Annotated in this window: 22 protein-coding genes and 2 tRNA genes; 14 read left to right on the plus strand and 10 right to left on the minus strand. The window is 70.3% G+C overall.

Annotated elements, in window-relative coordinates; all coding sequences use genetic code 11:
* Positions 1-635 precede the first annotated feature (635 nt).
* Entirely contained in the window at positions 636-1193 is a 558-nt protein-coding gene (locus ACFY3L_RS30185; RefSeq protein WP_389331413.1) for a lipopolysaccharide assembly LapA domain-containing protein, read from the plus strand.
* A gap of 242 nt (positions 1194-1435) precedes the next feature.
* A complete protein-coding gene (locus ACFY3L_RS30190) occupies positions 1436-1927 on the plus strand; it encodes a DUF5994 family protein (protein ID WP_389331416.1) in 492 nt (163 codons plus the stop codon).
* Positions 1928-2142: 215 nt separating this feature from the next.
* Here ACFY3L_RS30190 and ACFY3L_RS30195 read toward each other — a convergent pair whose 3' ends face one another.
* On the minus strand, positions 2143-2463 hold the full coding sequence (locus ACFY3L_RS30195; RefSeq protein WP_389331419.1) for an ATP-binding protein: 321 nt from the start codon (positions 2461-2463) through the stop codon (positions 2143-2145).
* 363 nt (positions 2464-2826) lie between these two features.
* Here ACFY3L_RS30195 and ACFY3L_RS30200 point away from each other — a divergent pair, with 363 nt between their 5' ends.
* Entirely contained in the window at positions 2827-3033 is a 207-nt protein-coding gene (locus tag ACFY3L_RS30200) for a hypothetical protein (protein WP_389331422.1), read from the plus strand.
* Between the two features lie 146 nt (positions 3034-3179).
* Here ACFY3L_RS30200 and ACFY3L_RS30205 read toward each other — a convergent pair whose 3' ends face one another.
* The 3 genes from ACFY3L_RS30205 to ACFY3L_RS30215 form a co-directional block, all read right to left on the minus strand.
* Positions 3180-3563, minus strand: coding sequence for a DUF5994 family protein (locus ACFY3L_RS30205; protein WP_389331425.1), 384 nt, complete (start codon positions 3561-3563; stop codon positions 3180-3182).
* 184 nt (positions 3564-3747) lie between these two features.
* On the minus strand, positions 3748-4878 hold the full coding sequence (locus ACFY3L_RS30210) for a glycosyltransferase (protein WP_389331428.1): 1131 nt from the start codon (positions 4876-4878) through the stop codon (positions 3748-3750).
* A gap of 225 nt (positions 4879-5103) precedes the next feature.
* Complete coding sequence (locus tag ACFY3L_RS30215) at positions 5104-5385, minus strand: hypothetical protein (protein ID WP_389331431.1); 282 nt, start codon at positions 5383-5385, stop codon at positions 5104-5106.
* Between the two features lie 389 nt (positions 5386-5774).
* On the opposite strand from ACFY3L_RS30215, the gene ACFY3L_RS30220 reads away from it, so the two are divergent.
* Positions 5775-6893: a glycosyltransferase gene (locus ACFY3L_RS30220; RefSeq protein ID WP_389331434.1), complete on the plus strand. Its 1119-nt coding sequence runs from the start codon at positions 5775-5777 to the stop codon at positions 6891-6893.
* A gap of 316 nt (positions 6894-7209) precedes the next feature.
* On the opposite strand, the gene ACFY3L_RS30225 is transcribed toward ACFY3L_RS30220, so the two are convergent.
* A complete protein-coding gene (locus tag ACFY3L_RS30225) occupies positions 7210-8196 on the minus strand; it encodes an Acg family FMN-binding oxidoreductase (protein ID WP_389331437.1) in 987 nt (328 codons plus the stop codon).
* A gap of 333 nt (positions 8197-8529) precedes the next feature.
* Positions 8530-9561 carry a fatty acid desaturase family protein gene (locus tag ACFY3L_RS30230; RefSeq protein WP_389331440.1) on the minus strand — a complete coding sequence of 344 codons (1032 nt, stop codon included), beginning with the start codon at positions 9559-9561 and terminating at the stop codon, positions 8530-8532.
* 227 nt (positions 9562-9788) lie between these two features.
* Between ACFY3L_RS30230 and ACFY3L_RS30235 the strand changes: the two genes are divergently transcribed.
* The 9 genes from ACFY3L_RS30235 (at position 9789) to ACFY3L_RS30275 (ending at position 19528) form a co-directional block, all read left to right on the plus strand.
* On the plus strand, positions 9789-10223 hold the full coding sequence (locus tag ACFY3L_RS30235; protein WP_389331443.1) for a hypothetical protein: 435 nt from the start codon (positions 9789-9791) through the stop codon (positions 10221-10223).
* 90 nt (positions 10224-10313) lie between these two features.
* Complete coding sequence (locus ACFY3L_RS30240; RefSeq protein WP_389331446.1) at positions 10314-10448, plus strand: hypothetical protein; 135 nt, start codon at positions 10314-10316, stop codon at positions 10446-10448.
* A gap of 223 nt (positions 10449-10671) precedes the next feature.
* Entirely contained in the window at positions 10672-11313 is a 642-nt protein-coding gene (locus ACFY3L_RS30245) for a GAF and ANTAR domain-containing protein (RefSeq protein WP_363392625.1), read from the plus strand.
* 49 nt (positions 11314-11362) lie between these two features.
* Positions 11363-12091 carry a GAF and ANTAR domain-containing protein gene (locus ACFY3L_RS30250; RefSeq protein WP_363392627.1) on the plus strand — a complete coding sequence of 243 codons (729 nt, stop codon included), beginning with the start codon at positions 11363-11365 and terminating at the stop codon, positions 12089-12091.
* 274 nt (positions 12092-12365) lie between these two features.
* Positions 12366-14765 carry a LuxR C-terminal-related transcriptional regulator gene (locus ACFY3L_RS30255; RefSeq protein ID WP_389331451.1) on the plus strand — a complete coding sequence of 800 codons (2400 nt, stop codon included), beginning with the start codon at positions 12366-12368 and terminating at the stop codon, positions 14763-14765.
* 127 nt (positions 14766-14892) lie between these two features.
* Positions 14893-15102, plus strand: coding sequence for a hypothetical protein (locus tag ACFY3L_RS30260; RefSeq protein ID WP_363392633.1), 210 nt, complete (start codon positions 14893-14895; stop codon positions 15100-15102).
* Positions 15103-15434: 332 nt separating this feature from the next.
* Positions 15435-17123: a cation:proton antiporter gene (locus ACFY3L_RS30265; RefSeq protein WP_389331454.1), complete on the plus strand. Its 1689-nt coding sequence runs from the start codon at positions 15435-15437 to the stop codon at positions 17121-17123.
* 221 nt (positions 17124-17344) lie between these two features.
* On the plus strand, positions 17345-18856 hold the full coding sequence (locus tag ACFY3L_RS30270) for a GAF domain-containing sensor histidine kinase (protein WP_389331457.1): 1512 nt from the start codon (positions 17345-17347) through the stop codon (positions 18854-18856).
* 120 nt (positions 18857-18976) lie between these two features.
* Entirely contained in the window at positions 18977-19528 is a 552-nt protein-coding gene (locus ACFY3L_RS30275; RefSeq protein ID WP_389331460.1) for a hypothetical protein, read from the plus strand.
* Positions 19529-19838: 310 nt separating this feature from the next.
* On the opposite strand, the gene ACFY3L_RS30280 is transcribed toward ACFY3L_RS30275, so the two are convergent.
* Together ACFY3L_RS30280 and ACFY3L_RS30285 are read right to left on the minus strand one after the other, a co-directional pair.
* Positions 19839-19911 (minus strand) — tRNA-Arg (locus tag ACFY3L_RS30280).
* A gap of 44 nt (positions 19912-19955) precedes the next feature.
* Positions 19956-20046 (minus strand) — tRNA-Ser (locus tag ACFY3L_RS30285).
* A 182-nt stretch (positions 20047-20228) separates the two neighbouring features.
* Here ACFY3L_RS30285 and ACFY3L_RS30290 point away from each other — a divergent pair.
* Positions 20229-21863 (plus strand): hypothetical protein, encoded by a 1635-nt coding sequence (locus ACFY3L_RS30290; RefSeq protein ID WP_389331463.1) that lies wholly within the window; start codon positions 20229-20231, stop codon positions 21861-21863.
* A gap of 57 nt (positions 21864-21920) precedes the next feature.
* On the opposite strand, the gene ACFY3L_RS30295 is transcribed toward ACFY3L_RS30290, so the two are convergent.
* On the minus strand, positions 21921-25034 hold the full coding sequence (locus ACFY3L_RS30295) for a S8 family peptidase (RefSeq protein ID WP_389331466.1): 3114 nt from the start codon (positions 25032-25034) through the stop codon (positions 21921-21923).
* A 28-nt stretch (positions 25035-25062) separates the two neighbouring features.
* Positions 25063-25800 carry a CPBP family intramembrane glutamic endopeptidase gene (locus ACFY3L_RS30300; protein ID WP_389331469.1) on the minus strand — a complete coding sequence of 246 codons (738 nt, stop codon included), beginning with the start codon at positions 25798-25800 and terminating at the stop codon, positions 25063-25065.
* Positions 25801-25825 lie beyond the last annotated feature (25 nt).

A 25825-nucleotide genomic window follows, 5' to 3' on the forward strand; every position in this document is an offset into this window, starting at 1 on the left:
CCGCCCGCCCCCGCCGCCGGGGTGGTGGGGGGGGGGGGGGGGGGGGGGGGGTCCGCTTTTTTGGGGGGGGGGGGGGGGGGGGGGGGGGGGGCCCCCCCCCCCCCCCCCGACCGCATTTTCACGACGCACGACTGCCCGCGCGGCAAGGATCGCCACCGCGTCACCAGCCCCCAGGGACGAACAAACAGGGCGTCACCGGCCATGACAGCTGGTGACGCCCTGTTGATGCTGCGCGCCCGAAGGGACTCGAACCCCTAACCTTCTGATCCGTAGCCAGATGACCAGGAATTCCACTCTCCCACGAGTACCCTTCTCACCGAACATGCTGTTTCGCAAGACCTTGTACTCCAGACGCGCGGCGCGTATCCGCAAGTCCACGCGATCTCGCACCGGAGCTCCTCGCGCCGTACACACCGTGGCTTCGCCCCTGTGCTGGATCAGTGCCGGTTGTGCTCGACAGTTGCGGTACATCCGATCACCACAGGAACACAACGCGATCACCGCGCCCCGCCAGCCGGCGGACGATCTCGACACGGCCGCAGCCGCCCCAGTGAGCCATTCCGCGCAAGGACGTGATCATTGAGAGCCGGACGAAGCTCCTGCCTCAAGAACCCGACAACAGTTGTTGACCCGCGATGCGCAGGTTTCTGGCATCGCTCGCGTATGTGCTGGCTACGTTGACGGCTACGCACGGCGCGCATCGGGCGGCGACAGACAGTCGAGCACATCCGACCGAACACGAGTACGATGCAGGTATCCCGGACTCGACGACATCACTTCCTGAGGTGCCCGCCATACCGGCCCACCCCCCAAAGGGGGATGTCATGTCGAACGACTTCCATCCGGCCCGAACGGTGCCCGCCAACCCGAGCGGCACGGGCCCGTTGGCCCGCCCGGCGACTCTTACCCAGCAGGATCCCACCGACCAAGCGGCCCCGCCGGCCGGCAGTATGCCCCGCACCGGCGCCGTCTGGTTCGGCATCTGCGCCGCGGCGTTGTTCCTCGTCGTATTGATCGTCTTCATGTTGCAGAACACCCGCAGCATCGAGGTCACCTTCCTGTGGATGCACGGCAACCTGCCCTTGGCCATGGCCCTGCTGGTCGCCGCTGTCGGCGCCGCGATCGTGACCATGACCGTCGGCGCAGCCCGGATCACCCAACTCCGCCGCCTCTCCCGCCGCCAGCGACGCTGAGCACGACACGCGCGCGGCCCATTGCTCCGCAACAGCCCTGCATCGTGATCTTGCATCAACGACGGACGGACGCCTGACCGCCGGCGTTCGATCCGCATCGTCGGTCCCACCTCACCGATGCGAGCCCTCACGAGATTCAAGGTCAGCTGGTGGCGGTGAAACGTCGGCACCTGGCCGGCCCATCGCATTCGCCAGGCCCCCGCATGACGGTCCGTCGTGCATGTCGTTCAGAACGGTCGATCATGCTCACCAAAGCCCAGCGTGCCACTATCACCCCTTCCGGCCCGCCGTCGTCGCCGCGGCTCCGCCTCGCCCCCACCCGCGCCGCCAGCGCCGTCCTGGACGGCGGATGGTGGCCCCGCTCCTGGGATCCGGTGGCCGAGCTCCCCGGCCTCGTCGCCGCCCTCGACGCCCGGTACGGTCCGATCCGCCTGCTGATGCTCAACAGCGACACCTGGGACGTCCGCTTCCGGCGGCTTGCGATGCCCACACACGTCGTGCGGACCGGGTGGTTCGCCAACGTGGACCCCGGCATCGTCGTTGCCACCACCGAACGGGGCGACCAGATCGACCTGCTCGTCGTACCGCCGGACACCCTGACAGCCCTCGCCGAGGCAGCCATGACCGCAGCCGCGGATCCGAGCAACCACCTGCACCCCGCCGAGATTCTCAACGATCCGCCCGCCACACCGCAGCCCCGCCGTACCGGAGCCGAAGAAGCGCCCGCAAGCTGAGTCGAGGCGGCCACCGGCCTCAGGTACGGGCCCGTCCGCGCTGTTCGGCCATCCGACAGCGACCTCCGCCGCGCAGACCCCGAGACGCACCAGCACATAGCAGCCGTCGCGCATGGCGGGCACGACGCAGCGCGCCACGGCACGCCGATCGTGGGCCATGCGCCGCTCCATCAGGGAGTCTTCGCCGCTGCCATGACCGTCGGGCCGAAGGCGCCCTACAACGGCGCGGTGGACAGCTCCAGCCAGACGCACTTCCCGGTGACGGGGTGGCGGCGCTCGACTCCCCACCTGGTGGCGAGCGCCGTGACCAGTGCCAGACCTCGACCGTGCTCGTCATCGGGTTCGGTGTTGCGCAGGGCGGGCACGGCGGTGACATGATCGCAGACGGTGACGCGAAGGATCTCGCCGGCGAGGCGCAGCCGGATGGTAGTGACGCCGCCGGCGTGCAGGACGGCGTTGGTGACGAGTTCGGACAGCAGCAGTTCGGTGTCCTCCTGCAACCGGACGCATGAGCCGAGTTCGACAAGCCGCGGCAACGACCGACCCAACCAGTTGCGTGCCCGGGCCACGACAGCGACCCGCTCGCCATCAGCCGGCTGCCAGACGAGCTGACGCACTCGCCGCTGGTCACCCCGGCGTACGCCGGTAGCCTCAGGGCGAGCTGCGATCGCAGCGACCGCGTCGGGTCGTTCGTGGCCGGTTGCCGAGTCGTCGGTCATGATCCTCGCGCCTCCCTCGGCGTGATGCGCTCCACCTCCTGATACCCGCAGCATCAAGCCTCAAGCAGCACATGGCGACTGCATCGACGCCGAGGCTCGCGAACGTAGATCCATTGGATCGAACGTTCGCGCAGAGCCTCGATGCCGGCTCATTCCGCAGCGCTGGTTCCGGGTTCGCCGGTGACCGTGCACCAGGAACGGGGCCGCTGCAGCGCAGCGGACGCCGACGATGGGCTGCAGCCCACGATCGCGGCTGGGACCCGTGAACTCGGCGTGCTCAGCGAGATGGCCGAAGGCCGTTCCAACTCGGTCGCAATTGAGAAAGCTTTGAGCAAACACCTCAACAGCATCCTCGCCAAGCGCGACCTGCCTACCTCCTGCAGCTGAGGACGACGCCGCGTCCAGGGCTGAATGGGACTCGACGCTGAGCGAAGCGGTCAACGGCCGGAACCGGCGGCCGTAGACCCTGTGTGAACTCATCGTTCGCACGCCGGCCCGCGTGGCGAGGCGTCGCGCCTCCGCCGCTTAGCGGATCACCGGATCCGCGACCGCGTCGACCCCGCCGCTGTCGGCCGACACATCAGTTGCAGGTCGATCCGGACGCCTCGAGCGGTCGCGCCGATCACGACGGACCGGTCGAGCATCGGTATCCAGGCGATCCGGACGCTTCGATCCGCCACGTCGATCCGGTGGGGATGGCCGTGCCAACCTTGAGGATTGAGCATGAGCAGCCTGACCGGTGCCTGGCGCGCGTCCAGCGCGCCGATGAGTGCGACGAGCTCGCCCACGCTGTCCCGGCTCCGCGGCCACCACGCACCGTCGAGTGCGGCGGCCCAAGGGGCCGGGAATGTGGTGCGCAACTCCAGCCGGGAGCCGCGGCGCCCGGTGGGGGCGGGTTCGTGAATGTCATCGGTCATGCGGGCCTTCTCTCGGGAGCAGGCGCATCCCCTCAAATGACGAGAACGGGCGATCGAGATGCTGCCCTGCGGCGATCAAGACCTGCGGGACGCGTGGGTGGCGTACGCCGGAAGCGGCTCGAGCAGACCGGTGTCATCGCCGAGCCACAGCAGGTGCTCGGATGACGACGCCGGTGTCGCCCGGTCACAGCGGAACCGGCGCCCGGCTCAGCAGTGTCGCCGCGAGCGCCCGGTAGCGCTCGGCGACGGCGCTCCATTGCGTACCGTGCGCGATCTGTTTGGCCCTGTCGTGCATGTCGGCGACCAGATCAGGCTCGGTGAGCACGCGCTTGAGCGCGGCGCCGATCGCCGAAGCGTCCTGATGCGGCACGAGGATTCCGGCGCCGTCGCCGAGCAACTCCTGCGCATGGGGAAAAGCGGTGGCGATGACGGGCTTGTGCGCCGCCAGCGCCTCGACGAGCACGCCGGAAGTGGCCTGATCGGGGGAGTCGTACGGGAGCAGCACCACGTCGGCGCGCCCGATCAGCCGGTCTAGGCGGACCTGATCGAGGTAGGCGCGCTCGAACGTGACCAGGCCGGCTACGCCGAGTGCCCGGGTCCGGGCGTACAGCATGAGCCGGTATGTCTCGCCCTGCTCGATGAGCACCTTGGGGTGTGTCTGTCCGGCGATGACATATCGGGGGCGCGGCAGCAGATGCCGTACCAGTCGCAGCCCACCGATCGCCCACTCGATTCCCTTGCCCGGGCCGAGGAGCCCCCACGTCAGGATCGTCAGTTCGCTCTTGGGGTTGAGCAGACGCAGCGGCGGCCGCTCGGGCGCGCCGTGCGGAATGACGGTGACCTTGTCCGGGTCCACGCCGTACTGCAGGACCAGCCGCGCGCGGGCCGCTTCGGTCATGGTCACGGCGGCGCCGGCCAGCGCGACGACCTGCTCCAGCACCTCCCTCTGGTGCACGGTGGGCTCAGCCAGCACGGTGTGCAGTACGACGATCACCGGGGTGCGGAGCAGGCACAGCAGCGGTATCAGGTGCTCTCCGTCGGCCCCGCCGAAGATTCCGTACTCGTGCTGGACGATGACGACGTCGTGGCGATTGAGCGCGGCGGCCGCCGGACCCTCGGCCCCCGGCGCGTTCACCAGCAGGTGGCCGATGACCTCGGGGCGGTCCGCGTATGCCGTGGACTCCACCAGCCGTATCACGCCCGCGCGGTCACCGCCGACCGGCGAGGTGAGCGCGCCCAGCAGCGATGCCGTGAACGTCGCCAGGCCACACTGGGTCGGTGGATAGGTGCTCAGAAACCCGTAGGAAATCGTCATGCGACACCGTCGGGCCGGGGATCGGTGCGGACGGAGCGGTAGCCGTGCATTCCTGGCATGACCCACCCTTCATGGCGGGTGCGGCGCCGGCCGGCGAGCGCAGATGGCTTACCCGGCGCTGGTCATTCGGTGCGGACACCATCGAGACGACGATCCGCCGTCACCAACCCGGGACTTCGATCGAGGCGGGCAAGTGTTACCCACCGTAGCACGCAGCCTGACGACTCAGAACGAACCAGTTCGTGTATCGCTGTACGGCGCGAGCCGCGCGCCGACCACGTGCCGGAAGTTCAGCAGCAGCGTCGACGTCTGCTCGTCACCGAACCGTGACACCGTCAGCGGGTGCACGGACTCCTCGGTCATCCATGCCGTGAGCTCTTCCAGCGAGAGATCGGTGCCGTGTACACGAAGCACGAGCTCCTTCTCCCGGCCGACGGTGAGCAGATACAGCAAACAGGTCGGAGGCTCGACGGTCATGGCGCGTTTCCCTTCGGCGGGTCGCGGCACCGGTCTACCGTCTACAATGGACGCACCATGGCGGCGCCGGTCGGGCCACCCGATGGGCGGCACCTTTCCACGCTACATCTCCGGGCCCGGCCAGTCGATCACACTGAGTCGCCGAGCTCTTCGACGGTTACCTGTACGGGGCCGGTACCAGCTCCGGCTGCGTGGCACGGTCGGCCGAGTGGCGCTCATCGCAACGGCGTGTACGGTGGGAAGCGCTGATTCTGCCATCTCGACATATCCCGAGTGGCGGCCGCCACGATCGTCGTATCGATGGTGCTTGCACCGAATGACCAGCGCCGGGTTCGCCATCTGCGCTCGCCGGCCGGCGCCGCACCCGCCATTGGAAGGTGGGTCATGTCTGTTTTCGTCGCCGGTTCCGGCCCTCCGCAATGACTGTTCCGGACGGCTCGCCGATCTCCGCGGCGGTGCGGTCCACGGGGACTCGGCGCCCCAGCGCGTCGTACGCCCACCTGCACCGACTCAGCGACGACGTGGGCCTATTCGAACATGCCGAATACAGCACGCCCCGGACGTCGCACGGGTATTGCGTCGACGACGTCGCCCGCGGTCTGCTGATCATCTGCCGCGAGCCGGACCCGCCACCGAACCTGCTCCGTCTCGGCGAACGGTATCTGGCGTTCCTCGTCGAGGCCCAGTCGCCCGACGGCGCGTTCCGCAACCGGCTCGGCCCCGACCGGCGGTGGCGCGACGAGCCAGCGGTCGGTGACTGGTGGGGCCGGGGACTGTGGGGCCTCGGCACCGCAGCGGCCCGCAGCCCGCTACCGTCAATCCGCCAGACCGCCCTGCGGTGCTTCGAAACCGGTGCGCATCGGCGCACGCGCTGGCCACGGGCGATGGCGTTCGCGGCGCTCGGCGCCGCCGAGATCCTCGCCGTCTGGCCGGACCACGCTGCTGCCCGCTGGCTGCTGCACGACGCGGTGGTCACGATCGGCGCGATGCCGCTCGACCCGGCATGGCCGTGGCCGGAACGCCGCCTGACCTACGCCAATGCCGCTCTGGCGGAAACCTTGATCGCGGCCGGCGGCGAGGCGTCGGCCGACGGGCTGACCATGCTCGCCTGGCTGCTGGAGCGGGAGACCCACGACGGTCACCTCTCGTGCACGCCGGTCGGTGGCAGCGGCCCGAACGACGGTCCCCCGGCCTTCGACCAGCAGCCGATCGAGGCCGCCGCAATGGCCGACGCGTGCGCCCGGGCCATGACCGTCAGCGCCGACCCCCGGTGGGAGCGGGGCCTGGCCTCTGCGATCGACTGGTTCCTCGGCGCCAACGACAACGGCCTGCCGCTACACGATCCGTCGACCGGCGGCGGCTGCGACGGCCTGACCGCCTCCGGGCGCAACGAGAACCAGGGCGCCGAGTCGACGCTCGCGCTGCTGTCCGCATTGCAGCACGCGCGGCGGTTGGACTCCGCCGGCGGCCCCGTCCTCGCCGCCCCCCGATCCGGACTCAGCCACCGGCTGAGCTCGTGCCCAACCTTCGACGATTGAGAGGGTCACCATGGCGCGCAGATCCGTGCACAAGGAAGATCGCAAGAAAGAGGGCAGGACGCTCAAGGAGAAACGGACCGCGAAGAAGGCCAAGAAAGCCTCCAACCCCACCTCGTTGATCCCGCCCACCGGCCGCTGATGCTCTCGCCGCCGGACGGGCCGGCAACAGCTGTCGGCCGGCCCGTCCGGCTGGTTCGCCGCCTCGCGCAGGCGAAGATGGCACCCGACCCGCGTTTTCGCAGGCCGGACACCAGTCGATCAAGCACGCCCGAAGGACTCGAACCCCAAACCTTCTGATCCGTAGGTCCGGCATTGGTCATCTCGTCGCTACGACCTCGATGGCCTCGTCGTGCGGGCGGCGCGGTGTCAGCGGTGCCGCAGGGGCGCTCTCGTTCACCCCGAGCCGGACGGTCAGCTGTGGATACTCGGCCGGTGCGACCACCTCACGCAGGGTCGCCCGTACCTCCGGAGCCTCCACCACATCGCTCATCACCGACGACGCCAGCCCGATGGTTGTGGCGGTGAGCAGGACCGCGCTGAGCGCTTCGCCCGTGCGCAGCCAGTCCGCTCTGGTGTCGTGTGTGGTCGTAAACGCGAGGTAGGTCGTATACCGGTCGTCCCCGTGCCCGGGAGCCAGACCCGGGGACGCGCCGGGCGCGTCGTCGCCTACCGATGCGGCCCCCGTCTCCTGCACATCGTCGTCGATCGTTACGTCCGGGCAGGTCGTCCAGAGCGGCATCCCGTCCTGAAAGCCGGCGTCGTGGCGCTCGACTGTCGCCGTTGACCGTGCGGCGAGGGTGAGGAGGTCCGCCTGTGACGGGTCGAGTGCGTGCGTGCTGACCTCGAACGGTTCGGCGGCGTCGTGCAGGAGGTCGATCACCTCGTCCGGTAGCGGTCCGATGCCCAGGAACGGGCGCTGATCGTTGCAACGTGTACGCAGGGCATGGTGTAGGCGCATGTCTTCGGCTGTTACCTGGTGGGGGCCGGTCAGCGTCAGTCTGGCGAGCAGGTCGGGGTCGGCCGGGTCGTTGATTCGTTCGGCTGTGGCAGCGGCGCCGAGGACGGCGAGCACAACGGTGGCATGATGCAGGACCGCACCACAGCTGATGATCATCGACCGACCCTGGGGGTCGGCGTCGGTCAACTGGCGCGAGCGGTCCGCGTGTAGTTCGAGGGTGTCGCCGTGGATACGCCAATGCCACGGCTGGGAGTTCGCGATCGACGGGGCCAGGCAAGCGACCCGCGCCGCCTCGTACAACACATCCCGGGCCGACAACGACGCCGGTCGGTGGGTCTCACTCATGTTCGCGCCTCCGATCCCGGCGTGGCGGGGGTGTTGAGGGCCTGCCGCATGGGCAGCACCACCCGACGCAGCACGACGAGGTCTCGGCCTACCGTGCCCGCCTCATCGTCTTGGATGGAATGGCAGGAAGACATACGGCTGTCGCGTGCACGCACGACGCGACACCCTGCACTCAACAGTACGTCGCCAACCGGTCTGACCGGCGCTCGTATGGCGCGCACCGCCGGGAACGAAAGCCTCGGGCCGAGGGGTGAATGCGGTGCGGAGGTCGGCGCGGACGGCATGGGGTGCCCCTCTTCGACGTGCATGGATGTGACCGCTCGGCGCCGACGCTCAGACAGGGGCGGGTGCACTTCCAACGGTGTCGAGGTGCCGCAGCACCTCACGCCAGGACCGCCAGAGCGTCGTCTCGCAGTACTCCACGCCGTGCTCGCGGCAGAACTGGCGGATGAGCACCTGGGCCCGGCGCAGGGTCGGGCGCGGCATGCTCGGGAACAGATGATGCTCGATCTGATAATTGAGCCCGCCCAACGCCATGTCGATGAACGCGTTGCCCCGGACGTTCCGGGAGGTCAGCACCTGACGGTGGAAGAAGTCCAGGGTGCTGCCGGCCGGCAGGATCGGCATACCCTTGTGGTTCGGGGCGAACGCGCTGCCCAGGTACACGCCGAACAGCCCCTGGTGGACCCCGATGAACACCACCCCCTGCAGGGGGCTGAGCACGAGGAACACCGCCGACAGGTAGAGCGCCGCGTGCAGGCCCAGCAGGGCAACCTCGGTGCGGCGGCGCTTCATCCGGCGCCCGAACACGGCAGCCACACTGCTGAGGTGCAGGCTCAGCGCCTCCAGCGTCAGCAGCGGCAGGAAGAGGTACCCCTGCCACCTGACGATCGCGGCCCGTACCCCTCGCAGCGGGCGAGCCTGGCCGGCGGTGAACGCCAGCGGCGCCACCACGATGTCCGGATCGGCCCCCTCGGTGTTCGGGTTGGCGTGATGCCGGTTGTGCTTGTCGATCCACCACCCGAAGCTCAGCCCGATCAGCAGGTTCGCATGGAGCAGACCCGTCACGTCATTGGCGCGACGGGACCGGAAGATCTGGCGGTGGCCCGCGTCGTGGCCGAGGAAGCCGACCTGGGTGAACAGGACGGCCAGCACCACCGCCGTGCACAGCTGCCACCACGACGGACCGACGAGCACGAACACGGCCCACGTCGCCACGAAGGCGAAGCCGATGACGCCGATGCGGACGCCGTAGTAGCCGGGGCGCCGCTCCAGCAGGCCGGCCTGTTTCACCCGGCGCGACAACTGGGCGTACTGGCTGCCGGCGCGCGGCGGCGGGCCGGCAGCAGAGGCTTGAACCAGCATGATGTGCGGCTTTCAGATCGACGACAGGACGACACGATGCCGCCGAGGTCCTGGGCCGCATTTCCGACGGTACTCCGTGCGTAGGCAACATGCTCGTCACGAGTCGTTTCGCGGCCTCGGGCCCGGCGTACGCCCGAGGGTCCGACGGAGTAGCGTGACGATTGCACACGGCAGCCACCCCAGACCCCGGTGGCGAGGCGCTTACGTCTCGAACCGGGGGAATCATCGTGACATTCCGAACAAATCGCACTCAGTCTCGGCATGTCAACCACGTCAACACCAACGGACTGGCCGCCCTCATGATCCGGATCGCGCGCGCAGATCGGGCCGCGTTCGCCAGGCTGCACGCGCAACTGCGCCCAGGATTGGTCGCGTACGTCGCCACGGTGCCGCTCGATCCGGCCGACGTCGCTGCCGTCACCAACGCCGCATTCATCGAGGTCTGGCGGCTGGCCGGGCGCTCCCCCGAGCGTGAGACCGACGCCGTCGGGTGGATCTACGCCATTGCCGCCAGGCGCGCCGGGGACCGTTGGGCCGCCCGCATGGCCATAGCGCTGGAGAAGGAACAGCCGATGGACCTGCTGGCGACGTTCGATCGACAGACCCAGATAGAGTTGGACACGCTGCTCGCACGCTCCGCGGGCACCGGTCATGAACGTTGAGGAGCCAGACGGCCGGATGGACCTACCGGCTCTGGCCCCACGGCCGTCGAGGCCGAGGACACCTGGCTGCACCTTCTGACCTCCGATCAGGTGCTCGAACTGGCCGGCGACGCCCAGCGCACCGAGGCCGGCGACGCCGCCTGGCAGGCCGAACTCGCCTACTGGACCGGTGGCACCCGACCGACCGGCAGCGGCATCCGCTGCCGGCGTTGTCTCGGCGCATAGCAGGGAGTAGCGTCAGCGACACGACGTCGGCCCGGCGCCTGACTACCCTGAATGCTGGCAGTGACGATCTGCGGAAGGGTGCGGCGGATGCGTACGCGCTACCGGCACGGTTCCCGACGTTGTAAGCCGTTGCCCTGCGCCCCTGTGATCGGCGCGGTCAATGCTCATACGTCAGGCGCCACGCCGCGTCTTCGGCGCTGGACTGTTGCGCAAGTTGGTCGGCGTGGTTGAGCTGTTGGAGCGCGTCTGCGTCGACGTCGTGCATGCGCTGTCCGCTTCGGGAGCTGGGGTGAGCGTGATGGCCGGCCGCGGCGTGCACGGCATGGCCGCAGCCTCGGACCCGCGTACCGCGCGGATCGAGGAGCTGCAGTTCACCCTCGGCGAGGGCCCTTGCATCGACGCTTTCGCGGCCGGCCGGCCGGTTCTGGTGAGCGATCTGGCAGATGGAGCGACGAGTCGATGGCCGATGTACACGCCTGCGGTCCGGGACGCCGGGGTCCGGGCAGTGTTCGCGTTTCCGTTGCAGATCGGTGCGGCCCGTCTCGGCGTCCTGGACGTGTTCCGCACCCGACCCGGCTCGTTGTCCCGAGCGGAACTGGGTCAGGCGTTCACGTTCGCCGACCTGATGGTGGTGACGCTGCTGGACGGTCAGGAACGGGCCGGCGTCGGCGAGTTCGACGAGGTGTTCGAGCACCGGGCCGAGCTGTTCCAGGCTCAGGGCATGGTCATGGTCCAGCTGGGCATCCCCCTCACCGATGCCTTGGTGCGGATCAGGGCCTACGCCTACGGCACGAACCGGCCGTTGAGCGAGGTGGCCGCGGACATCGTCGCCCGCCGCCTGCAGTTCGACACCGGCCACGCATGACCCGCAAGGACCACCGCGACGACGATCGTAGGAAGGCCGGGAAGCTGTCATGACCACCGTATCCGAGCAACGCCTGGCGCGGATCTTCGTCGAGGTCGCCGACACCCTCGTCGATGAGTTCGACCTCATCGAGTTCATGCAGATGCTCGCCGACCGCGTCGCCGGGCTGGTCGAGAACGCCACCGTGGGGCTGCTGCTGGCCGACGAGAAGGGCCGGTTGCAGTTCATGGCCGCCTCGGACGAGACAACCACGTTGTTGGAGCTGCTGCAGCTGCAGTGGCAGGACGGTCCCTGCCTGGACGCGTTCCGCACCGCCGGACCGGTCGTCAACGCCGATCTCAGCGTCGCCGGGCCCCGCTGGCCGCGGTTCGCGCCCTACGCCACGGCCGCCGGGTTCCGCTCGGTGCATGCGTTTCCGCTGCGGCTGCGGAACGACGTCATCGGCGCGATGGGCGTCTTCGGCACCGGCCGTGCGAACTTCGACGACGCTGACGTCCAGATCGTGCAGGCACTGGCCGACGTCGCCGCGATCGGCCTGCTGCAGGAACGGACGATCCACCGCGGCGAGATCCTCACCGAACAACTCCAAGGGGCGTTGAACAGCCGGATCGTCATCGAGCAGGCCAAGGGTGCCGTCGCGCAGGCACACCAAATCTCCGTCGACGCCGCGTTCGAGCTGCTCCGGGCCCACGCCCGGCGGACCAACCGCCGGCTCAGCGACGTCGCCCACCTCGCGGTCACCGACCGGGGCAGCCTTGCTGACCTCACCAATACCTGACGCACCGGACAGCACCCCGATACGAAGCCTGCCCGCCGGCCGGCCTCATATCAGGCCCCGCGCAGGGCACAGCCGCGCGAACTGCAACGCCTGAAACTGCGACCGTGCCGCACCATCACCCAGCCTGCGTGACCGGGCCTGCCCGGCCGCTTCGCCGGCTGGGCTGGAACGGCCGACCGGGTTTGCGATATCGTCGGATGTCACCTCGGACCCCGGTGGCGAATTCCGTAGGTCACGGATTCGACGTCACCCAGAGGGTCATATGGTCGGTAATGTGTCCTCGCCTGCGACCGCCGTCGGTGGTCGGACCACCGCGGTGAACGCGTCACGGTCACACCATCTGCGCCGGACCCGGCTGCACGCGGCGTTGGCCGCGCCGGGGAGAAACTCGATCACGACGGTCTACGCTCCGGCCGGCGCGGGCAAGACCGACCTCGTCGTGGACTGGATCGAAGCGGTCGGCGCGGAGCACCGCTCGGTGTTCGTGGACCTCGCCGCGTCCATCGCCGCCCGATGGTGGCAGGCGCCGCTGCGGTCACCTTCATGGTGGCCGTCGTGGCCGGTCAACGCGGCCGAACTGGCCCAGGCGCTGCACGAGGGCATCCCTGAACACGCCGGCGGCCCGGTGATCGTGGCGCTGGACGGCACCGAGACGGTGGTCGGCACCGACTTCCTGACCGAGGTGCGGCAGCTTGCCGCCGGCGAGGACCGCCTGCACGTCGTACTGCTGGGCAGGCACGCTCCACCGGACGGCTCCCCGCAACCTCTGGGCCACCCCCGGGTCAGCGCGCTGCGTGGGCGTGACCTGGCCTTCACCGCCGCCGAAACGGCCAACCTCTGCGTTCGGCGAGGGCTTGACCTGCCCGCGGCCGTCAGCAGGCGCCTGTATGCCATCACCGATGGGTGGGCTGCGGGTCTCGTGGTCGCGACCGCGGCGCTGAGCGAGCAACCGCATGAGCCGGAAGGCGTCCTGGAACAGCTGCTGCGCACCGGCGCGAGCCTGTCGGAATACGTGATGCGGGACGTGTTGGGCCGGTATCCGGCCGACCTCCGCCAGGCCGTACGCGACGCCAGCGTGGTGGAATCCGTCTGCGCGGACCTGTTCACCACGCTCACCGGCCGCATCGACGCCGCCGATGTCCTGGCCGACCTTGCCCGCGACGGTATTTTCGCCACCCGCCTCGACGACACGTCCGCCTGGTACGGCTACCACCGGCTCTGGCGCATCGCCCTCTACGCCACACTCAGCGTGGAGGACCCCACCCACGCGCATCACCTGCATGCCACCGCCGCCAACTGGTACGCCGCACACGCCCAGCCCGCCGAAGCGCTGCGCCACGCGCTGGCCGCGGCGGACCGGTCGTCGGCCATCAGGATCGTGCAGCGACACGGCGCGCAGATCCGCGAGGCCACGCCGCAGGCCGCGGCCACCGCGGCGGCGCCGGGCCCCTGGTCATCGCTCGCCAACGACGCACCACTCGCCCACGCCTTCGCCGTGCACCGCGGCCTCACCGACAACACCGCAGCCCCGCCGTCCACGGTCCGGCACTCGGCGGCCGCCGTCCGGTGGGAGACGGCGGGGGTGCCCGCTGATCTGATCCAGCCCTCGGCGCAACCGATCTGGCGTGCCTTACGAAGCGGGGACCACGTAGCGGCGCAGGCCGCGCTGATCTCCGACGCGGCGACCGGCCGCAGTCTGTTGCGCCGCTCCACGATGCTGCGCCTGCGCGCCGTCATCGCCCGGATGACCGGCCGGCTGCGCGACGCCGCCCGGCATGCCGACGCCCTCGGCGATGACGTTCGCGCGAACGGCCTCGTGGGTTCCCACGACGACGGCTGGGCGCGGCTGATCCTTGCCGAGGTGGCCGTCCAACGTGGCACACCCGACGCGGCCGTGCAGCACCTCGACGCGCTCGCGGTCCAATTGTGGCAGTCGGTACCTGCGCTCGTCGCCGCACAACAGTTTCAGGCCGCGCTGCTCTGCCAGCAAGAACACGACTACGCCGCCGCGTTGGACGCCGTCCAGCGGCTCATCGTCGACGGCGACGACGCGTTGCTGGTCCCACAATGGGCCGCACGAGTGCTGCGGATCGAACTCCTCATCGCCACCGGCCGGCTCTACGACGCCCACCGGCGCTGGCGTGCCGACGCCGCCGCCGTCCCCGCGTCGACCGCCACGATCACCACCGCGAGGCTCCTGCTCGCCCGGCAACCGCAGGCTCGCATCGATCGGCTGCTGCGGCCCATACTTGACGAGCCGCACATCTCGCTGTTCGCTCAGGTCGAGCTCCGCCTGCTCATGGCACACCAGGCGAACACCGCCGGCAACACGCAGCACGCCACACACCTGCTACGCCAGGCCATGGTCCTCGCCGACCCGGAACAACTCCGGCACCCGTTCCACGCCAACCACCACCTGCTCGCCCCCACCCTCAACCAGCTCACGCTGACCGCCATCACCCTGCCAGCCGGCGGTCCGCTGAGCCCGGGTGAGATCTCGGTCATGCGACACCTGGCCGGGCATCGAACCGTCCACGAGATCGCCGCCGAACTGCGCCTCTCCCCGAACACCGTGAAGACCCACGTCGCGTCGATCTACCGCAAGCTGGCAGTCCATACCCGGCGCGACGCCGTACGCGCCGCACTCGCCCTTGGCATCTTCCCCACCCGGTGACGTCCCACCGGGCCTGTGCCGATCGGCACCGAACGCTGGGCTGCGGTATGAGCGGGTAGTATCGGTGACCGGCGGCACCCTGCGCGCCGTCCGGCGCCAGACACGCCCACGGATAGAGGCGGTCCCTGTGCAGTATCTCAGTGACGTCAATCTGCGCGCGGTCCTCAAGGTGCTGATCGGTCGGGCAGGCGGCACAATCGAGATCAGCAACACTGAGCTCTACGACGCCATGCTGCCCGACAGCGGCCAAGCGGAACGTTTCCGCGTCGAGGAACTGCGGGACGGCCTGCGCCTGACGCTGGTACTCCGTCCGGACGCAAACGGACCTCACGAATAGACGGCATCTCCGAGCTGAACCGGCATCGTCCGTAACCGCCCGGAATGTCGTCGGCGGCGCAATGCATGTGACGCTGCCACCGGCGTCGGACGCCTTGCGCCAGCCGCACCGGTGCTCGGGCCGGCGCCCGGAGGACCCAGTCACGCCGCGGCGAAGTCCGTGGCCCCGTACAGTGAGACGCGTACTGGTTCATCCTGACCATGTAGGCATCGATGACGACCCATCGGAGTCGTCGATGCCGCCGGGTGTGGCGGCGGCGCCTCGGCGGTCACACCGCGGGAAGGCCGCCCGTCTCATCTCCCCCGCAGGCCATGTCCAGGAGAATGGACGCAATGAGCGTCGAGTCGATGCTGCTGTTCGTGCTCGCCGCCGTCGCTGTCGTCGTATTGGTGCGGTGGGTCGCAAACCGGACAAGCTTGCCGGCCGCAGCACTGCTGGCGATCATCGGCATCGGTTACGCCCTCTTGCCGGGGCCCAATGTCGTTCTGCCCCCCGACATCATCATGGCGTTCGTCCTGCCACCACTGCTGTACAGCACCGCACTGGACTCGTCGCTGCTCGCGATCCGCCGCAACCTACCCACCGTGGTGAGCCTGTCGGTGCTTTTGGTCTTCCTCAATGCGGTGATGATCGGCATCGGCTTCCAATGGTTCGTCGCGGGAGCGACCCTGGCCACCGGTATTGCGGTCGGCGCGGCGGTCGCGCCGCCCGATCCGGTGGCCGCGCTCGCAGTCGGGCGCAAGGTCGGCCTTCCACCCAGAGTTCTCACGCTCATCCAGGGCGAAGGGCTGCTCAACGACGCCACGGCGCTCACGATCCTCAGTGTGGCCGTCGCCGCGGCCACCGGTGGCGGTTTCTCGGCGCCGTCCGCGCTCGGTCAGTTCTTGATCGCCGCGGTAGGTGGCGTCGCGGCCGGAGCGCTGGTCGCCTACGCTGTCCGGCTGTTGACGCGCGCGCTGAGCAGCGACCCGTTGATGGCGAACGCCGTCTCGCTGGCCACCCCGTTCGCGGCCTACCTGCTCGGCGAGAAGGCTCATGTCTCGGGCGTGCTCGCGGTGGTCGTCGCAGGGCTGATTGTCGGGCACCACCGGCCACGATCGGCCTCAGGCGCGAGCCGGCTACAGACGAACGCGGTCTGGCGGCTGGTCGACTTCCTGCTCGAAGGGTTCGTGTTCCTGCTGATAGGGCAGCAGTTGCCCGAGGTTGTACGCGGACTCGCGCAATACGATTCGGCCACGATCGTCATCGCGGTGACGATCACCGTCGGTGTGGTGTTGTTGCTGCGCCCGGTGTGGCTGGTGTTGACCCAGTCGCTGCCCCGATCGCTGTACACCTGGCTGGGTGGCTGGGCTGTCGACGACGACCGTGCCGGGGCTGACAAGACGCCGGCAGCGCCATCACACGATCGCGTATCCCAGCGGCTCACGGGCCGCGCTGTCGTGGCACTCAGCTGGTCCGGCACCCGAGGCGTGATCAGCCTCGCGGCGATCTCCGCCTTGCCGCGGGTCACCGCCGACGGTGCCCCGTTCCCGAACCGCGACCTGCTGCTGTTCTGCACGTTCGTCGTCGTGATGATCACGCTGGTGGGGCAAGGTCTCACCTTCGCGCCGCTTGTCCGGGCGCTCGGCCTGCGCGCCGACGAGGTCGACCAGGCGCGACTACGCAACGAGGCACGCTCGGCCGCTGTCGAGGCTGCCATTGCCAGGCTCGACGAGCTGGCGGCTCAGCCGCACAACGACGCCAAGACGCACGCGATCGAGACGATGCGTGGGCAACTCCGCGGCCAGTTGACCCACCATCAGGACCGACGAGATCAGCTGAGCAGCACCGACCTGGTCCACGTGCCGGCATCGCCACGACACGAAGCCGCGCTGCACGTCCGCCGGGAGGTCATCGATGCCCAGCGGGAGGAACTACTACAGTGGCGTGACGCCGGCAGACTGCCGGATGAGGGCCTCCGCGTGCTCGAACGGGAACTCGATCACGAGGAAGGGCTGCTGCCCACGAGGCCGCCGCGCTGAGTTTGGGTGGTCCGGCGCCGGTGAGGTGGCGACACCTCGCTGGTGGTTGCCTGTTCGGGCACTTCCCGTGAGACCGCTTCTTGCTCTGCCTCCGTCACGACGAGCGTTTCCGAAGCGTCGATGATTCAGGGTCGGGCCGGTCACCCGGCGCCTCACCCGGTGGTCACCCGGTGACCGGCATAGGGTGGCGCTGATACGTCTGGTCGGCGAGAGGGCTGCTGATGGAGGCATATCAGGAGGCCGATTTCCTTGCCGTGCTGAGCCGTCTCATACTGTCCGCGGACGATCCGCGGTCAGCGCTGCCGGAGGTTTCGCGCCGCCTGGCGCGGGAGCTGCGGCTGCCGTTCGCTGCGATCGAGTTCGACAGCGTTCCAGGCGACGAGTGCCGGGTTGCTTTGCCGCTGCGGTACCGCTCGCAGCCGGGCACCCTCCTCGTCCCCGCCGACCTGCCCGGGCCGACCCTGCGGCGCCTTCGCGAACGCGTGCTGCCGCAGTTGGAGATGCTGCTGGCAGTCGCGACCGAGTACAAGGCGATGGCCGAGTCCCTGCGGACGGGCCGCGACGAACTGCACGACCTCGCGTCGGAGCAGGCGGGTCTGCGGCGGGTGGCGGTGCTCGTCGCGTCCGGTGCGCCGCCGGCCGACGTGCTCGCTGGGATCGTCGCCGAGGCCGCCGCGCTGCTCGACGCGGACGCCACCAGGCTGATGCGCTACGAGTCCGCTGGCACCGTCACCGTCCTCGCCGGGTACGGCAAGCCCGGCACCGAGACCTGGTTGGGTCGGCGATTCCAGGTCGAGGGCGACGTCACGGAGCCGGTGCTGCGAGCCTTCCACCCGGCCAGGGTGGACAGCTACGACGATCGTCCCGGCGCCTTCGCCGACCTGGCGCGCCGCGAAGGCTTCAACTCGTCGGTCGCCGCACCGATCACGGTGGGGGGCCGCCTGTGGGGCTGCCTGGTGGTGCTGTGGTCCCGCCGGGAGCCACCGCCACCCGGCACCGAGGAGCGACTGGCGCAGTTCGCCGAGGGCGTCGCCACCGCGGTGGCGACGATCGAGAGCGGCGCGTCACGTGCACGCATCGTCCATGGCGTCGAGGAGGGGCGCCGCCGCTTCGAACACGACGTGCACGATGTCGTCCAGCAGCGTCTGGTGTCGCTCGGCCTGGAGCTTCGTGCGGCGGAGGCGTTGGTGCCGGACGAACTCGACGAGCTCAAGGCGCGGCTCTCCCACACGGTCGAGGGCCTGACGAGTGTCTTCGAGGTGCTGCAAGAGATGACACGCGGCATCCACCCGGCCATCCTCACCCAGTCCGGGCTCATGCCTGCGCTCAGGGCACTCGCGCGGCGCTCGGCCGTCCCGGTCACGATCAGCCCGGGTCTCGAGCACCGGCTGCCCCCCAGCGTCGAGGTGGCCGCGTACGGCGCCGTATGCGAGGTGCTCGCGAACGTCACTGAGGACGCGCCGCACACCTCCTCGATCAACGTCGACGTCGCCATCACCGTCGACGACGCGGCCAGGCGCGAGTTCCTCGTGGTCTCGGTCCGCGACGATGGTGCCGGGGGAGCCGACCTGGCCCACGGCACGGAGCTCGTAGGCCTCACCGACTGGGTGGAGGCACACGGGGGACGCCTGCAGATCTCACGTCCGGCCGGTGGGGCGACGTCACTGTGCATCATGATCCCGACCGACATCGACTCCGGGCGGTTCGACCTGGCGCTGGCAGATGTCGATTGAGTGAGCGGTCGCAGCGGCTCGCCTTGCCCTCGCAACGGCTTCGCCACCACTGGACTGGATGACATCGCCGCCGAGGCAACCCCGGCAGGGCGGCATCATCCCGCGGGCGCACACGACACCGTGCAATACGACATCCGCTACCACGACCCGGCCACGTCGTCCTCGCCGCCGCCCAGCACGCCGACCTCATCGTCGTCGGCACCCATGGCGGCGGCAGCCACGGCTCCCCACTGCTGCTCGATCACCCTCGCCACCCCGGGCGGGATCGCGTTCCCGCACGCCGAACAGGCCGTCCGGATCACCCGCACCCGCATCACCGCCGGCCGAACCAGCCGCGAAACCGCCTACCTGACCGTGTCCCTGCCCGCCGCCGACGCCCAGCCCGCCGACCTGCAGCACTGGATCCGCCGCGCCTGGCACATCGAGAACCGCCCGCACCACGTGCGAGACGTGACGTTCCGTGAAGACCAACACCAAGCCCGAACCGGCACCGGCCCCGCCGTCATCGCCACCCTGCGCAACACCGCGATCGGCTACCACCGCACCAGCAACGCCACCAACGTCGCCTGCGCCACCCGACGCGCCGGCCGCCGCTCACACGACCTCATCGACGCCGTGACCAGCAGCTACCCGACAAACGCAATGACCCTGCGGGTCAGGATGAGTACTTGATGGCGCGCACGCCGCCCTGTGTGGTGGACCGGCACTCCCGCTAACCGAACGGACCTTCGTTAGCTGATCGACTGTACTCAACTCGGCAGATCCGGATGCGTATCGGCTGCGGTGGGGTGCCCTGCGGTGGTGCAGTCAGATGGTCGGCGGCCGGCTGCGGTGAGGGCCTGGATGGGGGTCGGCTGCCGGGGACCGGGGGTGCGGCTGGCGCGATGGAGCCAACCCTTTCGGAACACAACAGGTCCACAGTGGACGAAACGCGAGAGGCGGTTGATCTACGTTTCCGCAGTTCAACCGCCTCTTGACCTTGCGCGCCCGAAGGGACTCGAACCCCTAACCTTCTGATCCGTAGTCAGATGCTCTATCCGTTGAGCTACGGGCGCTTGGTGCGTGCCTAGTGTACACACCAGGTTTTACAGGTCTTGCGCGGAGGCTCCGGGATTCGAACCCGGGATGGGCTTTAAGACCCAAACCGCATTAGCAGTGCGGCGCCATAGACCGAACTAGGCGAAGCCTCCAACAACCCCTGTCGCCAGGAGCCGCCGTCCGAGGATACAGGGACAGCAGAGGACCGGGCAAAGCGGGTGTACCCCTGGCGCGTCGGATCGGCCGGCGTGGTTCGCGTCACATCGTCCACCGGCGGACGTTTGCCTGGTCGCACGACGGGTGCCATCGTCGCTGGCGCATTACGCTCTTGCGAATGGGAGAGGATCCGAAGTCCACCGAGCCTCCGACCTCCGACGAGCCGCCCCGCCGCCCACGGGTCCTCGGTGACACGTCCCTGCGCTTCGAGCCGCCGCCGCAGGAGTCTGCCCCCGACACCGCGCCGGCGACGACGGCTTCTCCGCGTCCGGCGACCACGCCGTTCGGCGCCCCGCTGCCGCCCGTCGTGGAGGCGCCACGCCCGGCGGCCCCGCAGCCTCGCACGGCACGCCCGACGGCGAAGCCGGCGACGCCGTTCGCCCCGCCGCCGGCGGCCGAGCCCGCGAGCCAGGCCGCCGCTCCCCCACCGGTCACGCAGGCAGGCCCGGCCGAGCAGCCGCCACCTGTGAAGAAGGCCGCGCCCGCGAAGAAGGCGGCACCTGAGAAGGTCGCGGCGAAGAAGGTCCCGGCAGCGCGGAAGCCCGAGCCACCGGCGCCCGTCGAGCCGGCACCCGTCGAGCCGGCACCCGTCGAGCCGGCACCTACGCCGGAGGCAGCGGCTCCTGTGAAGAAGGCGGCCAAGAAGGCGGTGGCCAAGAAGGCACCGGCGAAGAAGGCCGCGGTGAAGAAGGCTGCCGCGCCCGCAGCTGAGGTCGAGGTCACGCCTGCGACGAAGGCTCCCGTCAAGAAGGCCGTTGCGAAGAAGGCGGCGGCGGTGAAGGCGACCTCGACGCAGGAGGTCCTCTTCCCGGCGCCCGCAACACCGGCACCCGCGACCGCGGGCGCGGTGCCCGAAGCAGAGCCGGCACCATCACCCGCAGCGGTCGTGGTCCCCGAGCCAGAGCCCGCACCCGCCACCACGGCGGTCGTGGCGCCCGAGCCGGAGCCGACGCCCTCCCCCGCAGCGGAGGTGGCGCCCCAGCCGGAGCCCGCACCCGCCCCCGTGGCGGTCGTGGCGCCCGAGCCGGAGCCGCCTGTGGAAGAAGTGCCGCTCGCCGAGGGGCGGGTGGAGGTGGTCGAGGCCGATCCGACCGACCTCGGGGTCCCGGAGAAGGAGCAGGTGCCGGCGGGGCTGGGGATCAATCCCGCGTACCTGCCGGAGCTGCTCGCCCTCGCCGCGGTCGCGCGGCTCGGGGAGGCGGCGCGGGAGCGGGCCGCCTGGTACGCGGCGAACTACCCCGGCGTCGACGGTGACGCGATCGGGCGGGCGGTGACGCGGGAGTTCGTGCGGCGGGCCAGGAGGCTCGGCATCGTGGCGGGGGCGGCCGGGTCGCTGGGGCTGGTGGTCGAGGCGGCCGGGGTCAACTGGCTGCACGCCAAGCTCGTCCTGCACCTGGCCGCGGCGCACGGGCACGATCCGCTCGACCGGGTGCGGGCGGCTGAGCTGCTCGTCCTGCAGCGGGTGTACGCGGAGGTCGCCACCGCCGAGGCCGCCATCATGGCCGCGGAGCAGGCGCAGCGGTCGCGGCGGGCCGGGACCGGCGTGGGGGTCGCCAGGCTGGCGGGCCCGCTCGGCCGGACGCTCGGCGGCGGGCTGCTGCAGGCCGCCGGGGTCAGGGTCGCCCGGCGGGCGCTGCCCGGGATCGGGCCGGTGATCGGAGCGGTCGCCGCGGTCAGGTCGACCGAGGCGATCGCCATGCGCGCCACCCGCTACTACAGGCGCAAGCCGGTCACCGCCCCCGACGGGCGCTAGAAGGTCACCGGGCGCCAAAGGTCACCGGGCGCTAGAAGGTCACCGGGCGGCAGAAGGTCACCGCCGCGGCGGGGTGACCCGCGGCGACGGCACCGAGGCGGACGGCGATGCGACCGGCGGCCGCCCGGAGACCGAAGCAGACGGCCGAACAGCAACGGAACCCGACGGCGACGGCCGAACAGCAACGGAACCCGACGGCGACGGCCGGACAGCAACGGAACCCGACGGCGACACACCAGGCGACGGCGACACACCAGGCGCCGAAGCCGAAGCCGACGGCGCGGGCGGCAGGGCGGTCGGGCCGACGGCGACCGTGGTCCAGGCCCGGGCCGCGGTACCGTCGCCGAACTCCACCATGCCCAGGTAGCGCTTCGCGGGGTCGAGATCGTGCCAGGCGGCGGTGAAGGCCACCGGCCGGTCGGGCCGCACCGCGGCGACCGGGGGCGTGACCGTGAAGTTGCCGGCGGGATCGTCACCGACGAGGAAGGTGTGCGCCACGACCGGACGGCTGTCGGCGTCGGGCGGCCCGGCGAAGCGCACCACGTACACCTCGAACACCCCCATGGACGTGAGCGGGATCTCCTCGTCGGCGGTGGTGCCGTCGCTGCGGTCCACGAGCTGCCCGTCCTGGTAGAGGTAGAGGTCGACGTCGGTGCCCGGGAGGTGGTCGGCGGAGAACGTGGCCAGGCGGCCGAACTCGGTGCCGGGCGGCACGGTCACGGTGAACTTGAAGACGGCCGGGCCGGTGGCGGGCGCCGTGGGCACGAAGGCGGCCGTGCTGCCGACGAGGTTCTGCTGGTGCACGGCCGACGGGGTGAGGCCGAAGAGCTTCGTGGTGACGCTGCCGGTGTACCCGCCGGTGAGCTCGATCGTGGCGGTGCCGGTGGCGCCGGAGCCGGTGACCTCGCCCGGGCCGGCGAGCGCGACGGGGCGGGCGCCGATGGGGCTGCGCACGGTGTGGCCGCGCAGGTCGGTCCAGGTGAGGGAGCCGAAGGTCCAGACGCGGTACGCGGCATCGGTGCGCCGGATAGTGACCTTGAAGGTGGCGGACTCGCCGGGTGCGACGGTCAGCGTGCTCGGCGTGACGGTGACGGCCAGGCCCTGCGGGTCGGTGACGGAGGCGACGTAGACGCTCGGCTGGCTGGAGACGTTGGTGACGGTGCGGGTGACCGTCTGCGTCCCGGGCAGCGAGGCGACGGCGATCGACGGGTAGTTGAGGTCGCTGGGGTCGATGGTGCCGACGGTGGGGCACCAGTCGCTGACGAGCTGCAGCTGGCCGAGGGCACACCCGTACCGGGCCCAGTCCTGCGGCCCCGACTCGTAGACCAGTCCCGGGTCGAAGGCACGCGAAGGGCGGACGTGGCCGGAGCCGTAGTCGAGCGGGCTCGCGATCTTCCCGGCCCGCTGGATCATGCCGTCGGTGTTGTCGAAGACGCCGGCGGTGGTCATGAGCGCCGACTTGACGGCGGACGGCGACCAGTCCGGGTGTTCGGCGCGGACCAGGGCGGCGATGCCGGCGATGTGCGGGCTGGACATCGAGGTGCCGGACTCGCCGTCGTACAGGTTGCCGTGGTGGCCGGCCGGGGACACGCCGGCGACGATGTCGACGCCCGGGGCGGTGATGTCGGGCTTGATCAGGTCGCCGCCGCCGGCGAGGGCCGGGCCGGCGGAGGAGAAGGCGGCCATGGCGGGCGCCCGCGGCATCACCTGCGACACGGCCGAGAGGGACGCGGTCGGGTCCGGGATCGCCAGGTACGCCTTGATCGCCGCCCCGGCGACGTGGTCGACGTGCACGGTGGGGATGACGTGGTAGTCGGCGTTGAGCGAGTTCTCGCTCGGGTTGTAGAGGACCATGCCGGCCCCGCCGGCGTCGCGGACGGCGATGCTCTTGTCGGTGCGCGGGTTGACGCCCCGCTTGCAGAGCACGATCTTGCCCTTGACCCGCGCCGGGTCGAGCGTGCCGGGGTAGCACAGCTCGACCTTGCCGGGTTCGGCGGTCTTGAGGCCGGCGTCGACGGCGTCGACGAGCGGCGCGGACGGCACCGCGGGGCCCTGGCCGGCGCCGGTGTAGGTCTTGCCGTTGCCGAGGGTGACCGACTTGTCGGCGCCGCGGTCGTGCGAGCTGGCGGCGACGGTGGTCACCCAGGGCGAGTTGTGCGCGACGGTGGACTCGTCGGGGCCGCTGTTGCCGGCGGACGTGGCGACGAAGACGCCGGCCGCGGCCGCATTGTAGAAGGCCACCTCGATCGGGTCGACGATGAGCGACTCGGAGCCGGAGACCGAGTAGTTGATAACGTCGACGCCGTCGCTGACCGCGTCGTCGACCGCGTCGAGCAGGTCGACGGTGCCGCCGGAGCCCTCGCCGTCGGACTGCCGCCACAGCGCCTTGTAGACGGCGATGCGGGCGGCGGGCGCCATGCCGGAGACGGTGCCGACGGGGTCGCCGTTGATGGTGGCGGGGATGTCGTGGAGGCCGGCGGCGGTGGTCGCGGTGTGGGTGCCGTGGCCGTCGTAGTCGCGCGGGGAGTGGAACTCCGACTCCCAGCCGCCGAAGCCGCTGCCGTCGTAGAAGCGGGCCCCGATGACCTTGTTGTTGCAGGTGATCTTCTGCTGGGCGGTGCCGGTGCCCTCGTCGCACTTGTCGGTGCCGCCCCTGGCCCACTTCTTGTCGATGACGGCCTGGTCGGGGCGGGGCTCGGGGAGCGGGGCGAGGCTGGGGCTCTCCGGCCAGAAGCCCGTGTCGACGACGCCGATGATCATGCCCTCGCCGGCGCGGGACGGGTCGCCGAAGTGGCTGGCCCACGCCCCGCCGGGGCCGTCCAGGCCGAGGAAGCCGGTGGTGGAGACCGTGTCGACGGTGCGCCGCTCGTTGGGCCAGACGTGGCGCACGCCGGGGGTCCGCTCCACGCGGGCCTTCTGCTCGGGGGTGAGGGCGGCGGCGAAACCGTTGAAGGCCGACTCGTACACCGCGACCGTCCTGCGGATCCCGGCGCGGCGCAGGACGTCCGCGCGGCCGGTCCGGATCGTGGCGCGGGCGCTCTCCTGGCGTCCGGCCGGGTCGCCCTCCAGCTGCACGATGTAGAGCCCGGTGTCGGCACGACCGTGGGCCGCGATCGGCAGCGCGAAGAGGGATGAGGCGACGAGGGTGATGGCGAGAAGGATTCGGCCCACGAAGCCAGACTAATTGTGGCTATTTGCCCTATCTCAGGAACGCCAAATGATCCTTGAGCAGGGCGTACCCCACGAAGGACACGATGTCGAGGATCGTGTGCGCCACGATGAGCGGCATGACCCGGTTCGTCCGCCGGTAGAACCAGCCGAAGACCAGCCCCATGACGAAGTTGCCGATGAACCCGCCGAAGCCCTGGTAGAGGTGGTACGACCCGCGGATCGCCGCGCTGGTCGCGATCGCCACCCAGGGGCTCCACCCCAGGTCCCGCAGCCTGGTCAGCAGGTAGGCGATCATGACGATCTCTTCGAGGACGCCGTTCTGCAGGGCGGCGAGGATCAGCACCGGCACCGACCACCAGTGCGTGCCGAGCGCCTCGGGCACGATCTGCGCGCTGATGCCCAGCTCCCGCGCCGCCCACACCAGGGCGAGGCCCGGCAGGCCGATCAGGGCGGCGAGGCCCACGCCGTAGCCGAGGTCGGAGCCCGGCCGCACGCCGAGGCGCCAGTCCTCATGGTCGCGGCGCAGCAGGTACACCGCGAGCAACGGCGCGACGAAGCCCAGACCGGTGTAGACCAGCTGGTATGCCAGGTCGAGCCAGGGGCGGTCCGGGGTGATCGACGGGTTGAGCGTCGCGGTCTGCTCGGAGAGCGGCTTCACGTACGTGAGCCGGTCGATGATCGCCAGGATCGAGAGGATCGCGGACCGGCCGAGCGACACGCCGAGCAGCAGGATCACCTCGACGCGGACGGCACGCTTGTCGATCACGCGCGAAACTCTAGTTCGGCAGGGG

It is taken from the genome of Dactylosporangium sp. NPDC000521 (genome assembly GCF_042898305.1).
Classification (GTDB): Bacteria; Actinomycetota; Actinomycetes; order Mycobacteriales; family Micromonosporaceae; genus Dactylosporangium.